Origin of the sequence: Methanosarcina sp. (assembly GCF_028693135.1) — an archaeon.
Taxonomy (GTDB): domain Archaea; phylum Halobacteriota; class Methanosarcinia; order Methanosarcinales; family Methanosarcinaceae; genus Methanosarcina.
The window spans coordinates 161,336-176,260 of sequence record NZ_JAQUVZ010000004.1 but is presented as its reverse complement, the minus strand read 5'-3'; the positions used below and the strand labels follow the sequence as shown (position 1 = coordinate 176,260).

At 44.9% G+C, this 14,925-nt stretch carries 15 protein-coding genes and 1 pseudogene; 4 read left to right on the top strand and 12 right to left on the bottom strand.

Translation table 11 applies throughout. The annotated features are described in order from the left end of the window. A pseudogene (locus PHF18_RS03565) lies at nt 1–368 on the top strand (hypothetical protein); the annotation flags it as partial. Between the two features lie 173 nt (nt 369–541). On the opposite strand, the gene PHF18_RS03560 reads toward PHF18_RS03565, so the two are convergent. The 9 genes from PHF18_RS03560 to PHF18_RS03520 all read right to left on the bottom strand — a co-directional run bounded on the left by PHF18_RS03560 (nt 542) and on the right by PHF18_RS03520 (nt 9,160). Beyond that, entirely contained in the window at nt 542–1,843 is a 1,302-nt protein-coding gene (locus PHF18_RS03560; RefSeq protein ID WP_300098380.1) for a formylmethanofuran dehydrogenase subunit B, read from the bottom strand. Nucleotides 1,844–1,845: 2 nt separating this feature from the next. Beyond that, complete coding sequence (locus PHF18_RS03555; protein WP_300098377.1) at nt 1,846–2,235, bottom strand: molybdopterin dinucleotide binding domain-containing protein; 390 nt, start codon at nt 2,233–2,235, stop codon at nt 1,846–1,848. Nucleotides 2,236–2,245: 10 nt separating this feature from the next. After that, the gene (locus PHF18_RS03550; RefSeq protein ID WP_300098374.1) at nt 2,246–3,055 is read right to left on the bottom strand and encodes a formylmethanofuran dehydrogenase subunit C; all 810 of its coding nucleotides are present in this window, start codon (nt 3,053–3,055) and stop codon (nt 2,246–2,248) included. Nucleotides 3,056–3,059: 4 nt separating this feature from the next. Further along, entirely contained in the window at nt 3,060–4,814 is a 1,755-nt protein-coding gene (locus PHF18_RS03545) for a formylmethanofuran dehydrogenase subunit A (protein ID WP_300098369.1), read from the bottom strand. Next, nucleotides 4,815–5,855, bottom strand: a complete 1,041-nt coding sequence (locus PHF18_RS03540) for a 4Fe-4S binding protein (protein ID WP_300098366.1) — start codon at nt 5,853–5,855, stop codon at nt 4,815–4,817. It abuts the gene before it with no gap. A gap of 18 nt (nt 5,856–5,873) precedes the next feature. Next, nucleotides 5,874–6,485 (bottom strand): FmdE family protein, encoded by a 612-nt coding sequence (locus PHF18_RS03535; protein ID WP_300098415.1) that lies wholly within the window; start codon nt 6,483–6,485, stop codon nt 5,874–5,876. A gap of 536 nt (nt 6,486–7,021) precedes the next feature. Continuing rightward, a complete protein-coding gene (locus PHF18_RS03530; protein WP_300098363.1) occupies nt 7,022–7,696 on the bottom strand; it encodes a type IV pilin N-terminal domain-containing protein in 675 nt (224 codons plus the stop codon). Nucleotides 7,697–7,802: 106 nt separating this feature from the next. Further along, nucleotides 7,803–8,669, bottom strand: coding sequence for a DUF5803 family protein (locus PHF18_RS03525; protein WP_300098360.1), 867 nt, complete (start codon nt 8,667–8,669; stop codon nt 7,803–7,805). A gap of 233 nt (nt 8,670–8,902) precedes the next feature. Beyond that, nucleotides 8,903–9,160: a hypothetical protein gene (locus PHF18_RS03520; RefSeq protein WP_300098357.1), complete on the bottom strand. Its 258-nt coding sequence runs from the start codon at nt 9,158–9,160 to the stop codon at nt 8,903–8,905. A 230-nt stretch (nt 9,161–9,390) separates the two neighbouring features. On the opposite strand from PHF18_RS03520, the gene PHF18_RS03515 reads away from it, so the two are divergent. Next, the gene (locus tag PHF18_RS03515) at nt 9,391–9,708 is read left to right on the top strand and encodes a signal recognition particle protein Srp19 (RefSeq protein ID WP_300098412.1); all 318 of its coding nucleotides are present in this window, start codon (nt 9,391–9,393) and stop codon (nt 9,706–9,708) included. Between the two features lie 260 nt (nt 9,709–9,968). Continuing rightward, a complete protein-coding gene (locus tag PHF18_RS03510; protein WP_300098354.1) occupies nt 9,969–10,235 on the top strand; it encodes a hypothetical protein in 267 nt (88 codons plus the stop codon). Nucleotides 10,236–10,280: 45 nt separating this feature from the next. Here the strand turns inward: PHF18_RS03510 and PHF18_RS03505 are convergent, their stop codons facing one another. The 3 genes from PHF18_RS03505 to PHF18_RS03495 all read right to left on the bottom strand — a co-directional run bounded on the left by PHF18_RS03505 (nt 10,281) and on the right by PHF18_RS03495 (nt 12,315). Further along, nucleotides 10,281–10,604, bottom strand: a complete 324-nt coding sequence (locus PHF18_RS03505) for a ribonuclease P protein component 4 (RefSeq protein WP_300098351.1) — start codon at nt 10,602–10,604, stop codon at nt 10,281–10,283. A 63-nt stretch (nt 10,605–10,667) separates the two neighbouring features. Further along, complete coding sequence (locus tag PHF18_RS03500) at nt 10,668–11,330, bottom strand: MBL fold metallo-hydrolase (protein WP_300098348.1); 663 nt, start codon at nt 11,328–11,330, stop codon at nt 10,668–10,670. Between the two features lie 217 nt (nt 11,331–11,547). Next, nucleotides 11,548–12,315 (bottom strand): TrmB family transcriptional regulator, encoded by a 768-nt coding sequence (locus tag PHF18_RS03495; protein WP_300098345.1) that lies wholly within the window; start codon nt 12,313–12,315, stop codon nt 11,548–11,550. A gap of 225 nt (nt 12,316–12,540) precedes the next feature. Here PHF18_RS03495 and PHF18_RS03490 point away from each other — a divergent pair, with 225 nt between their 5' ends. Next, a complete protein-coding gene (locus PHF18_RS03490) occupies nt 12,541–14,901 on the top strand; it encodes an RND family transporter (protein WP_300098409.1) in 2,361 nt (786 codons plus the stop codon). Nucleotides 14,902–14,925: the final 24 nt, after the last annotated feature.

The window sequence follows — 14,925 nt, the reverse complement described above, 5'->3', positions numbered from 1 at the left end:
TTATCTTTAATGCATCAAAATATCTTAATGAAGGGGGAAAAATAGTGTTGTTTGACATGCTGGACCCTCGCTTATATCCGTTATGGAAAATAGGGCTTTTTTCACAGGACAAAAGTTGCTGGAAATTATTATGTAAAGCATTTTGTGGGGTTAGAAATACAATATCATCAAGCTTGAAAAATCGGCCCAGAGATATTCTTGGATATTCCCATAATCCCAATACAATTAGAAAAATTGCAAATAAAAATGGTTTTGAAATGATTTGCGTGCAGTCAATGTATTATGAATACAAATATCATGCAATAATATATCGGAATAAAACGGCTGTTCAGACGGACATCGAACCACAGGTTGTAGAGTCCGAATAAAAAAAGGATTTCAAAGCCATTATTCTAAAAAAAGGATTAGGGATCCTGAAAAAAGGGATCCTGAAAAAATTTATAAATATTTCAATAAGAAAATTAGAAGGGCAATTTGCCCTCCTCCTTCTGATAGTGTTTATCTCTACCGCTTAAACGCAGAGAAGAAATAAGTAACTAATTTACTTCCTTGCTTTAATCTTTGCAAAGAGCTGTTTTAAGGTATCTTCGTTGCTCTGGGTGAACTCAAAAGGAGAGCTTGTGAAGGGCTCAAAGTGCACAGGCACATCGTCTAGCCTATAGAAAGTCCCATCGCATTCCATGGCGTCGATGACTCCTGGGAGTACAACATCCGAGGCAACTGTGGTCGGGCAGGGAGCGATGTCCAGGCAGACCATAGGGATTTCGGCAAGATAAGAGGCGCAATCTGCAGGGATGTGGCAGACAAGGTCAGCACACATTACAAGAGCTGCATCAACGTCCTTTTCCCGCAGCAAGTCCACAGTTGTGAACTCCCCGGGGTTGTAACGCGGATACCCACGTGTGAAGTCAAGCCCGAAGGGGTAGCCGTACATGTAGGAGGCGACCTGGTTAAAACCTGCCACGTTGCAGTGGCCGCGGAGTGCGCCCAGGGTGAACTTTGAGTAATTGTTCAGCTCCTTTACCAGATTCATGGCAATTTCGGCGTTCCTGTGCTTTCCGATGGACGAAGAAAGGCCGAGCCCCACTGAGATAGCCCCGAAGTTGCAGTTCTTCATCATATCGAGCATGTCTTCCATCACTGCAATGGGGACCCCTGTGACCTCTTCCACTGACGGGTGAGGAGTTTTTCCGTGCAGGAGGGTCAGGAGCGCACTTATCAGTTCATAATCTGAGTTGGGTTTGAGCTGCACGTGCAGATCGGAAGCTTCTGTTGTTGGAGTTTTTCTTGGATCTACGGTGATGATTGTCCTGTCGAAACGCCCGCGTTTGGTCCAGTAACCCCTCGGGAAGACCCCGTACCTGGACATCTGCCGCGGCATGGATTCAAGAGGGTTTGTTCCCCAGTAGATTATAAGGTCGCCCCTGTTTTTCTTCTGCCCTTCGGTTGCGCCGACTTTTCCGGCTTCCTGGATTCCCATGGCTGTTGGCCCATGGCAGATTGTTGCATTGGAGTCAACAATAGCACCCAGGTATTCTCCGATTTTAAGCCCGACTTCATGCGCTTCACAGGAGGTCTCACTGCCCATAAAGAGAAGGGGACGCTTTGCCGAAACAAGGATATCGGCAGCTTTTTCAAGAGCTTCATCCCAGGCGGCAGGGGTCAGTTTTCCTTCTCCCTTTATAAGGGGCTGCCTGAGCCTGTGGGAACTTACAACTTCCTGGAACTTGGCGTTTCCCATCTTACATGCATTTTTAGCTTCAATCTTTCCGTCTCCGAATTCAACCTGGATATCGTCGCAGGCTGCCCCGCAGACCGGACAGATTATGTTTTTGTAAATCATACTCACTGCCCTCCGACATAAACTTTCAGCACTATATCTTCAGCGCTCAGGACCTCTTCTTCTGTGGGCTCAACCTGCACGGGGGCACCTTTGTAGAGGGGAGATCCCGTAGAAAGGGTATCAGGGTCGATGATAACATTGGACCAGATAGCTCTTGGCATGAACACATGCCCTGTACAGACTGAATCCGTACATTTCGTATAGACCGCAACAGAATGCCTCCCGTCCCGGCTTGTAACCTTCACTTTTTCGGGGGAGCAGAGTGACACGAAATCAACCGGGGAAAGCCAGCAAGATGCACATTCCGTGATATAATCATCTGTTAACTTGTCCCCGCCTTTGGCAAGCCTGCCTTCATCAATCGTACTTCCGGTAATGAGTAATACTTCCATACCTCTCACCTCAGAGTTCCGGATTTGCATCTGCAGCCGCGTAGAGCACTCCTTTTGCCCGCTTGCTGATTGCATAGTCCCCGGTGAACTTCTTGAATTTTCCAGATAACTCAACCCCACCCTGGGTGAAGCCATCTACCATACCTGTATATTCGAAACCCGGAGTGAAGCGTTCAATTACTCCCCCGACAACTATGGTACCGGCTGCCATTTCAGCGCCAACGCAGCGAAGAGCTCTGCCTTTCACAACGATGAGCCCTCCGTTCTGGCGGATCCCGCAGAAGCCTTCAACATTGCCTTCCACTAGAATTTCCCCACCGTCCATGCCGCCTCCGAGCTGGTGCCGCGCCGAGCCTTCGATCACGATACGCCCGCCTTTCATGCCGTGCCACTTGCCTCTGTAAGCACAGCCCACGTGGTCTCCGGCGTTGCCTTTAATGTGCAGGAGCCCGCCAAGCATTTCCATGCCTGCCCAGGAATCCGCATCTCCGGATACAAGGATCTCGCCTCCTTTCATCCCGGACCCTACATGCATACCTGTGGAACCCTCAATTTCAATATTTCCTGCACTCATGCCTTCTCCAATCCTTTTGACCCTCGTTACGTCGCCTTTTATGCGGATCAGAGTCTCAGCTGCGGAACTGCCTCCATTGCCTTTCACTTCGAAAAAATCGGAAAGAGGATAGGTCTTTGGCCCTTGCCAGATAAGCAGGTTTCCGATTTCTTCAGCATTTTTGCCTGCAAAGGAGTCAGGAGTTATGGCATCTGCCTCCAGTTTAATGTCGATCTCTCTCTTAAGAATAAGAATTACTTCTGACATCACTTCACCTCTCACCGTTAACCTTTATGGGAGTCGGATTTTCCAGATACTTCTCTGAAGTCGGATAGTTGGCAAAACCCAGAGTGTAATACCTGAACCATTCCTTAACGTCGGCCAGCATCTCCTTTTCCCGCTCGTCTTCTACATGCACTTCGGAATAATAAGTCCGTTTTTCAGGAACGGAGACGATCTCTCCTTTAACAGCCACGATTTCTCCTCCCTTCACGGTGTATTCTGCCTTCCTGAAGGTCCTGAGGAGAGCCTCGTAGTTGTTCGGGTCAAGCTGCTGCGGGTTTATGTTGTAGACTGTAACATCCCCGTCTGCGCCCACGCCAAGAGAGCCTTTTCTGTGGACCATGCCAATTGTCTTAGCAGGGTTGGCTCGGGTCAGAATCGCAAGGTCATAGAGGGAAAGTTCCCGGTTTACGCCTCCGAGTTCGCTCCTGTCATTTGCCCATTTGTGGCATTCACTGAAGGTCTGCTTCCTGAAAGCCTCGGACATGAGCCAGGTCATAACCTCAGGATATTTCGTAAACGGCCCACCGTTAGGACTGTCCGTGGTCATTATCGTTTTCCAGGGGTCGTTGATAAGCAGGAGACATTCAAGTCCCATTGCCCACTGCAAACTGTGTACGGGGTTGGACTTGAGATAGGTAAAGGGAATGACACCTGAGCCGCATTCCATCTCAACATCTGTATTCGACCACTTGTTTCCTGTAAGTGTGTAGAGGTCGTGAATAGCAGGTCCGTCTCCGGTCATAACTGTTGCTTCTCCGAAAGGAGTGCACCCACTATCGATTACCACATGGTCTTTGTTATTGATGTAGTCTGCAATATCTTTTACGCCGGATTCGCAGTCTCCCCAGGTTGTGCCTGCAAAACTGTTGAACATCAGATGGGTGAGGTATACGGAACGGTCCCTTGAAGGGTCCATTTTGGTTTCAGCCCATTCAACATCCATGTTCTGCCTGGTCTTTACCCCGTCAGGGATTTTCAGGGAATCTTTGGTAAGTGCATAGCAGCCCGGATGGCCCAGGTTGTTTGCATGCAGGTGGACAGGCATTGGCATGCCAAGCCGTTCGTTGATCTCGGTAAGCCCTTTTATGACCTCTCGAGGAGTAATTTCGAAATGGATGTTAGCCTCATCAAGCGAGCTTACGTTTTTACCCCAGCCCCAGTTTTCGACTCCTGCAGGGTTGACGCATTTGATCCCGTAGGTCTTGTGAGTTTTCATCATCCAGGCCACATATGCTGCAGCCTTTTCTATGTCTCCGTCCCGGAGATAACGCATTAAGAAAAAGTTGTTCCCGAGCACCAGGTACCCGCCCATGTCAAGAAGGGGAGTTGCCTTCATCTCCTCGTGGGTGTGGCGGGCTTCAATAGGGGGAATTGCCGCTTCAAAGACCGTTGTGTAGCCCATTGCTGCGTAATCATATCCCTGTTTGTAGACTGAGGGGACAGTGTATCCTGAACCGGAATGGGTTAGAGAAGTCTTCTTGAGAGTTGCTTTATAGTGGTCTTCCGGCCGCATTAGCCTGCCGGCGTTAACCTTTGCACCTGCAACGTGAGAATGGGAGTCAACTCCTCCGGGCATGACTGTCATACCTGAGGCATCAATAACCTTTGCGTTTTTCAGTTCGGCTGCAGAAAGCTCTTTTACAACTTTTCCGTCCCTGATGAAAACATCCATTCTCTCCCCTTTTATTTCGTTCAGGGGGTCAAAGACGTACCCGTTCTTGATTGCGATTGTTCCTGCCATTCATTCCACCTCTTTTTTTACAAGCCAGATCGCATTAACAGGGCAGATAAGGGCACAGGTCCCATCTCCTCCACAGCGTTCCTGGTTTACAACCGAAATTTTTCCGTTCTTAACCCCGAGGAGAGCTTTTTCGTCCATGTTGTACAGGTACCCTGCAGCAAGTTCACGGTTATCGAGAGCGTTTACCGGGCAGACGATCACACAGTTCCCGCAACCCAGGCAAGCGGCTTCATCCGTTTCCAGGCGGGTGCGAAGCAGGGCTTCAGGGGCAGGAATTTCAAGCAGTTTTTTCTCGAGGGGACCCTTTTTCTCCATTTCCGGAAGAATTGCAGTCTTCCTGACATCAATGGCATCTACGGGACAGGCAACAGCACATGCCCCACAGTAAATACAGGCATCCGGACGGTGACTAATCTTTTCGACTCTTTCTCCGGGTTTAGCCTTTTTATTGAAAATGGCGTTTGCAGGACAGACGTCAACACAGGTATGACAGGTCTGGCAAACATTCTCGTCCCGGGTCCAGCGTCCTTCAAAGGGCTTTTCCACAGAAATCGCGTTTACTGGACAGACTGCAGCACACCAGCCACAGTGTACACAGCACTCTGTATCAATGAGGGTCTTTCCAACCAGCTTCAGGCTTCCGTCCTCTGAAATCTCGCGGGTTACCTCAATACAGCCTCTGGGACAGACATCTTCACAAAGCCCGCAGTGGACGCAGTTATCATTTACGGAAGTTGGTTTCATGGCTCCGGAGAGATAGGAGTTGTCATTGAGGGTTTTTCCTTCCTGCCTCAACTCAAGAGCACCTGTGGGGCAGACTCTCGCACAAATTCCACAGACAATGCATTCTTCACTCTCCTTCATTTCCAGGAAATCCGCATCCAGTAGCCCTCTTGCTATGGCTCCCACGGCTCCTATAGCCAGGGTACCCTTAGGGCATGCCTGTACACAGGTTCCGCAGCCAATGCATTTTTCAGGCTTATAGACCAGCTGTCTATCTTTTTTTTCGGAAAAGACAGACAATCGTATATCATTTTGCATTTTGCTTACCTCTCAGCGTTATTCTGTGCATCCGCCGCACAGCAGCTCATTATCATGTTGAATGAACATTTCACCGCAATTTTTACAGCACTGTATCCGCTTTTTCTTCCGAACCGGAATTTCCAGGTTCACAGGTTTCCAGGAATACACCTTTTCTCCTGCAGCCAGAAGGATGGGCACAACCTCTTCATGGGGAAGCTTTTCAGTATTCAGGAACCAAGCGTGGAGTTTAGGATAGTCCTTTGTCTTCTCAGTGTCGAGAATGATTCGGACACCTTTTATGCCGTGCGCTCCTTCAGGTGCCTGTTTGTTTACCGTAACAGCCATCTTCCCCAGATTATTGATCTTCAACCCGTTGTTTCCGATGGTAGCTCCGGCAAGGATCTGAAAGGGGTCAGGCATGCAGCTTTTTGTTTCGCAGGTCACGTATATGCGCTCCCCGTCCCGGACATCGAGCTCCCTTCTTGCAATATTGAGCATCTGGATGCCGATTAATGCCCCGGTGGTCAGGAAGCCGTGAAAGGGGATTACCTTTTCAAGCTGTGAACGCAACTCAGGGTCCTTTACCTGCTTTAGAATTTTTTCCATGTGGGAGTTTTCTAAGTCTGAGTTTTTATGCAATGTATACACCACCACGGGTTTTAGCGTTATGTTTTTATGAACATAATGGTATTGAATACAGTTGCGGACAGGAAAAATGTCAGACAACCGTGTTACTGGAAGGTATTACATTATGTAAATTTCAACATAACGCAGAAGGATACACTGTATTTATAGGTAACTTCTGAACAGAAACTTATTGATTATAGAAGGATTCAGTTTGGTGGAATCTCAATTTGAGGAATAGAAATCCTCTTAATTGACCAGGATGCTGAAAATACCCACCATCCAGACCTCTGTAGCTTCCAGATATGTAAAGCGCAACATATCTATAAAAACGGAAGACAAAACTATTGTGCTCAAAATATATAAACAGGTATTTTATAAAATTGTCGATTGAGAAAGAATTTTCCTTCAAAAAAAGGACAACAGCGAAAATTTTTATTATTAACTCTGTGAACGCGGAGACATAGCGTGAAGTCCCCTTCCTAGCCTTCATCAGAACGCAGGTGGAGTAGTTCACAAGGTAATTTACCCACGAAAAATAGGAAGCCATAGATTTTTAATCACTCGGCAAGTTTGACAATAGCTGTTCTTTCAGCAATGACATTCCTGCCTTCACGGTCAATAACCATCAGGGTAATTTCAGAACCCGCTTTGAAACCGTAGTTATCAGAAGTATTATCGTCGCCATTCACGCTTACTTTTACGCTGGATTCTATGGATCCTTCTGCACTGTCCTGCCCACAGAGCACAAGCCTTTCCCCGACGTCCCATAAGCCGTCTTCAAGAGTGTCCCCGTTGTGTTCAGGGTAGTAGTCGGATTTTTTACCTCCGGATCCCAGATCCAGGTAGAAGACGGAGGTATCTCCTGTGAGAAAACCCTGCCCAAAAACAGGCCTGTGGGAATTCCCATATCCGGAAACCCTTATCGATATAGAGTCTAATGGAAGGGAATCTCCTCCCTCGTGCATGAGGACAATCTGATTTTCTTCGAACTTAACTGGCTCAGTTGACCCATCATGGCAAAGCCCCCCTTCACAAGATTCAAGAGCAATTCTTGCCATAGGTTGCTGAAAATTTGTCCTGCCTCCGGAGAGATTAATGCTGCTGGCAACTGCACCTACGAGCACAAAAACTATTAGAAGAGAGAGAAGGGAACCGACAACAGGAGAGAGACCTTCCGTTGCAGATTTAAAGAAATAACGGAATTTATGCCGGAGACTTCCCAACGCCCTCATCAAGACGATTATACGTCGAACTTGAATAAATAGCTAACTGTTTGTCCAAAAATTGGAATTTTTTAGGAATCGATGCAAAAAAAAGAAGGGGAATATTTGTCCCGGATTATTTATTTTTCCGACGTCCTTTCTCCTCATATTCCTTTTCGAGTTTGAAAATATTCCGGACGCTTTCAAGTTCTTTTTTGCTCCGGGAATACCTCGAAAGCACCATACCAGCCCCGAAGAGCAAGGCTACAATTGCAGCGAAGAAATACATGGGTGCGGATTCAGCATAGTATTTAACCTGAATAGCCTCTTCCCGTTCTCCCATCTTAGAAGAGATCCACAGAAGAGTCTGCCTTCCATCCTCATCGAAGCTTGTATCATAAGGTGCAGGCCTTGCTATCCCGAATATTCTGTTACCTGTGATAAAACCCTCCGGAAGAACTACACGGATGAACTCAGAGTCGGGTTTCATAAAGGCAAAACTCTGAGTTCCAGGTGTATCAAGGGTGTATGCAACAAAACCCGTAACAGGAGCTTCAAATTCAAGGTGTATGACCTTCATGTTCTGGGAAATTTCCTGCGTAAGAGTATAATTAAGATCCGAAACGTTGCTGCTGTTCGAAAACCTCATAAAAGTTTTTGAACTTGCTACGGTTTCGTTTGCAGGTTCCGCCAGAAGTACGAAATTTTTAATCGGGCCTTCATTGGAACTGCCACCAAGGGAATCAGGCGGGAAAATTTCAAGCTTACTGCTATTTATGACAATGCTGACTACCTGTACCTCTGTTTTGTCTTCCAGAATATAATATGTGGTGGTATTTGCTGGAATATTATTATCCCAATCATCTAGAAAAACTTCAAATTCATAGTTAGAGATATTGCCAGGCTCATCCAGAATGATCTCCTTTTTTTGATCGATACAGCCCGACATGAAGACCACCAGCAGGGCAAGGAGTATAAATATACTTTTTGTTATCAGTTTCACGGAAAAATTCTCCCTTGGGCTTGAAGCGATCTCTTTTCAGCCTGCAGCAGTTTTCGTTATTTAAAGCGAAGCTTGCAGGATCTGTAACAGGTCAGCCTTTATCCTATGCTCTCTCTTCTTAATAAACAAAACGGATAACCTGTCAGAAGAAAAACACAAAATAACCCCGGTTTAGCTAACAGAAAAGAAAAAATTTATTGAGAAAAAATAAAAATAACAATCAAAGCTCAAACTCAGGTTTTTGAGTCTCCTGAAGAACTCAGATACCTTTCTACCATGGACCAGTCAATTTTTTTGATATATTTTGCCTGAAGTTTTGAAACGTAAAGAATATTACTGCCAATAAGGATTTTCATGTCAGAGGGTTTGGAAGCAGATTCCCCAAGCGGGAGAAGCACAGGCCCCTCTGAAGAAGTGGAAAGCCTGAAGTCCTGCCCGCTTTTCCTGATGTAAGCCCTGACTTGTTCATCAATTGAAAAAACCGGAATCATATAACACACCGTGCAGAAATTGTTTGGGGAGTATAAATAGTTACAGGTTATTGTATCTGGAGAAAAGCCAGAACCTTTACATTGATAAAAAGAAACTTTACATTGAAAAAAAGAAACTTTACATTGAAAAAAAGAAACTTTACATTGACAAAAAGAAACTCCGGAACTTCAGAAGCTTCCGGGCAGTTTTAAATTTAATGACAGCAATTTAGAACGAAGATAGCATGATGATGAAAGATAAAGGAAAACTTGTAATCTGGCCTGCATACATTGACCAGACTAAACCCAGAAGTAGTGGAAGGATAATCGCTCGAAAAAATGCCATAAAGGAGCCGCGTCTGAATGAGATTAAAGAAGCTTCCAGGCAACTGGGCCTGAACCCTGAAGTAGAGCCTGAAAAAGCCTATCCCAAATTCTGGTGGGAAGTTAGCGGGAGAGTGCTCGTGGATGATAAGGGTCCAAAATCCGTTATTGCAAAGCAAATCGCTTTAGCAATAAGAAAGACGAGAGGGCATGAAACCCCTTCTAAAGCGGAAACTCGCCGGTAGATATCTTAATAGCAGGGAAAGAGCGCCCGAAGAGGATTTCTGTAATATATGTCTGAGATGTATGTTTCCTGAAAAACATCTGAATTATCGGGAAATTCAGTATTTTTGACCCTGCAAACATCTAACCTTTAAGCTCTGACCCTGGAATTTGATACGATTCTTAAAGAAGATAAAAGCCTCATTAGTATTCGGGAAATTTTCGGGATATTCTTGAGACATAAAAAGAACGTTTATATCATTTGGATGCAAAACCTGCATACATGTCCGAAAGCAATAAAAAAATACTGCCTGTCATAAACAACAGTTCAGTTAATATCAATAAAAATGCTCAGAACCCCTATCAAGAAATCAAGCTGGGATGCGGGTGCGACTCTGCTTGTAGTGGCTGTGCCGGGTCCCTGGGGATGAAGGCAGGTTCGGAAAAAGACGTAGTATACAAAAATGTATCCTCATATCTGCTGATCGTAAGCGTGATTCTCCTTGTAACTTATATTGTGAAACAACTTCTAACTTCGATGTTCACTTGAATCCGATTCAAGAGGAAACACCCTAAAACCATAAGTTCAACCTTATTATTTCAACCTTTTATAGGGGTGCCTCGTTTCCTTTCCACAGTGCTCACAGGATACGACAATAAACCCTCCTTTCAATCTGTAACGAGCATTGTGTCCAGGCATAAGGAACGCATAACAGTGTTTGCAGATCCTGTTTTTAATTTCCCTTGGAATGCTAATCCTGTTCCTCATAGAGAGATTTCGTATGAGCTGCACGTAACGCCTGCTGTGCTCTGGGTTTTCCGGGAACTCAACTTTCGCAAGCTCAAAAAGCCGCCACATACGCTGGACTGCTATATTCTGAATAAGGTTTTTCTGCTTTTTCCTGGCTACTTTAGGCATTGATAGACCGATCCTTTTTATGATAGAAGAGTCCCGTTTCAGCCCTTCTCTCAAAAAGCGAAATCAGGAATCAAGAATAATCACGTTAATATCTGGATTCTTGCTGTGTACAAGGGCTTTAAACCTTTCGGGATCTCCCTCTATTTCTCCCGAACTCCCGTAGTGCATGGGAATTACAACCTTTGGGGAGATAACTGCTGCTGCGCTGGCAGCTTCCTCTTCATCCATGGTATACGTCCCCCCGATGGGCAGAAGAGCTATATCGGCACTGAAAGTCTCCATCTCCGGAAAGAAATCACAGTCTCCTGCATGGTAGATCCTCAATCCTCCGAGTTCTATGATATACCCCACTCCAAGCCCCCTGGGATGGTACGGTTTATCAAGGTTATAGGCTGGAACTACCTCAATCCGAACCCCTTTAATCTCAAGCCCGTCAGCCAGGATATCACCTTCCTCAACCCTCCGAGCATCACCTCTGAACTCAAGGGAACAGCTCTCAGGGATCAATGTGGTTGTGTCAGACCTCCGTACTTTCCGAATATCTGCAGGGCTGCAGTGGTCAAAGTGCTCATGTGTAATGAGAAGAATATCTGCTTTATCATCAAAAGCAGGCTCTTCACTGAGTTCATAGGGATCGATATATATCTTTTTGCCGTCCCCTTCAAGTAAAAAACCAGAGTTTCCCAACCACTGAATAGTAACATCCTCAATCTTCACACTGTTCATATCATACACCTGCGGATTCCGTAACTGAGCCTGCGAGAAAAACTTATAGAAGGATTGTTCCCGGATTATATTAATAGTATCCGACAGCGTTGACTCTATTCATTAGAGAGAAAAAGATCCCTTAAAATCCCGGGCAAACTTATGATTTTAAAGGGTTCAAGAATAAGCTTCCTTAAGTTTAAGAACAACGTTAAAATTCGGACATGGAGACCGGTTATCAGTCCTTTTTGACGAAACCTGGCTCCAGTACCTTATTATAAATCATCTTCTGAAGATAACAGACAAACGGCATTCTGATGACTACTGCTTCTCTTTTATGTCCTGCACTGTGGACCCCAATCGATTCCTTCCCGTCAGCAATAATGAAAAGTTCTTCTTTGTACTGAGCGCCGTCAATTACAATATCATGGATAAAATCTTTAAACTCTTGAGTAACTTCTCTAAACTCAAAAGGCAGCGATTTGAATTTTTCAATCTCGTCCACAATGAAAATTAACCTGCACGTTTTTTGCAGTTTTTGTAGTGCCGCTTCAAATTCCTGCAGATATTCAGGATTGGATGAGAAAATAATGAGTTCTTCCTTTGCTTCGCTCAGGATTTCAAAAATTCTGTTTTTTATTCCCCACTCACTCTGGATACACCAGACAGGAGAGGTTTTAGGAAGTTCATAACTTAATTCATTTAGCTGGTCAAGCGTCTCGATTGCACAGTTGATGAATTCGTCTTTTATCTTGCCTATTACCTGCTTAGGGTCAACTGCACGAAAATAGGTTGGAGAGCCCTGGCGGACTTCCAGATAACCCTTCTTTGACAGCACTTTAAAGACTTCGTATATCTTGGCTCTTGGCACATTAGTGAGTTCATGGACTTCCCTGGCTGTAGCTTCCCTCAAACTGACAACCCCAACATAGACTTTTGCCTCGTTTTCAGTTAGCCCTAGCCGTTCCAGATTGCTAATTAGCTGAGGATTAAGTTGTGAAAACATTTGTTACCCCTAAAGTAACAATAGATTTAAATCTTTTCTATCTATAATACGTCACCAAATCTACAATAATTAAAAAAAATAAGACAGTATAAAAAGGATAGGAATGTAATAATAACAAACCTTGAATGTGGAACCTCCGGCCCAAAGGGAAAAACGGCGGGTTGAAGCTGTGAATCAAGGTTCCTAAATGGCACTTCATATTAAAAATTATGAGAGGAATCAAATATTAAAAAATCTTTTGAAAAACTTGGGTTTTTTACTCAGAAGAACCGTTTTTCCGTACTCCTGGTAGCTTTCCTGTTCATAATCATATCAATTCAGGGAGCACAGCTAATTGAGATGAAATCAGGAACGGAGACCTTTGTAGGAAAAGATTCTCCTCTCTACCAGAACTACGATCACCTTTATAAGAATATTTTTCAAACACAGTCTATTGTTGTGATGGTAGAAGGCAACGATGTGAGAAATGCTGACCTGATGAGAGCTGTGGACAGGTTAGAACATCAGCTGGCAGCAACAGATGGAGTGATTGAGACTACAAGCCCTGCTTCCCTTATCAAGACGATCAACTACAAGATGACAGGGAGGTATGAACTTCCCGAAACCAATGAAGAAATAGAAGCTATCATAGATGGAAATCCTGATATTTTCAGCCAGATTATCCCTGACAATACCCATATGCTGATTTCTGTAGTCATGGCCGGCTCAGCCAATGACAAAACTCAGCAAGATATCCTTACTGCTACTGAAGATGCGGTCCCATTTGCGGAATTTCCACCTTCTTACAATATTATCGTTACGGGGGATCCGGCATTCCAGATCTCCATGAACTATGAGATGAATTCCAGTATGGGTGTACTTTTAGGGCTTTCAGCTATTTTCATGGTTATTGTGCTGCTCATCGTGTTCAGACATGTCCGCTGGTGTCTTCTTCCTCTGCCAGTAGTTCTGCTTGGCATTGTTTACACCTTCGGAGCTATGGGTTATGCCGGGATTCCAATGTCCATGGTTTCAATGTCTGCGTTCCCGATCCTCATAGGCGTAGGGATCGACTATGCCATCCAGTTCCACAACAGGCTTGAAGAAGAACTACAGGAAAAAGGGAATAAAACAAGAGCAGTTATAGAAACCATAAAGCACACGGGTCCTGCAGTCCTCATAGCCCTGACAATGACAGCCCTTGGCTTTTTCTCCCTTTTTACATCCACGGTGCCAATGATCCAGGACTTTGGAAAACTGCTAATGATAGGGATTGTTATGTGTTACCTCTCCTCCATATTCGTAGGTGTTGCAACACTTTCAATATTTGATAGTTATTCAGATAAAAACCCCTTGAGAAAGGTAGTAAATAAGATAAAACCGGCAGATTCGGGAAAACAGAAAAAGCCAGAGGGAGATACCGAGAGCGGCCATCTAATCGGAAAGATCCTCCAGAAAACCACGGATTTGACTATCAAATATGATGTTATCGTGCTGGGAGTCGCAGCCTTACTCTGCGTTAGCGGTATCTACCTCGATCAGTCCGTACCTATCCAGACAGACGTTCAAAAATTTGTACCCCAGGATATGCCTTCCCTTGTGGACCTAAAACACATGGGGGATATAATGGGTGGAAGCGACGAATTAAACCTTATAATAAAGGTTGAGGACACAGCCAGCCCTGAGGTCCTGAAATGGATTGACCAGTTTTCCGAACATGAAGTGGCAACCAGTAGCCATATTTACAGCGCTTCGAGTATCGTATCTCTTGTAAAGGAACGGAATGATGGAGTGATTCCTGACACCAGCCAGGAGATAGAGGATATTTATTCAGAAATCCCTGATGCACAGAAGGACAGCTACATGTACGGAAAAAATATGCTTCTCCTGAACTTCAATATAGGGAATGCGGTTTCCGACATCAAGGTAATAGGTATTAAAGAACTTACAAACATCGTTAAGCAGGATATGCAGTGGATGCCAGCTCCTCCGGGTGTCACGGCCACGATTACCGGAAATTCGGTTGTCTTTATAGAGGTAATTACTGCTCTTACCAGTGGAAGAGTAGCAATGACTTTCCTGGGTCTCGTCCTCGTGCTCGCAGGACTTTATATTGTTTATAGAGACTGGGTGAAAGCTCTGGTCCCTATAATCCCAATGGTAATAGTTATCGGTTGGTCAGGAGGAATCATGAGCACCCTTAACATCAGCTATACTCCTCTAACAGCAACTCTGGGAGCTTTGATTTTAGGAGTGGGGTCCGAATATGCGGTCCTCATGATGGAACGTTACTTTGAGGAAAAGGAGAAAGGACAAAGTCCTATGGAAGCAATCCATATGGCCAGTTCCAAAATAGGAAGTGCAATCGTTGCTTCAGGAGCTACTACAGTATTTGGGTTTATGGCCCTACTAGCTTCTCCTTTCCCCATGATATCCGACTTCGGTATGGTTACGGTTATCGATGTCGTGCTGGCTCTCCTTGCAACCTTTGTGGTCTTCCCGCCACTGATAGTATTCCTTGATACCTGGAGGGATAGGAGAAAAGGAATCAGGAAAACAGAAAAAGAAATAGAGATAAAAAAACAAATTCAGGGGGCCGAGATATGACACGAGTGCCCATAAAAATATTAA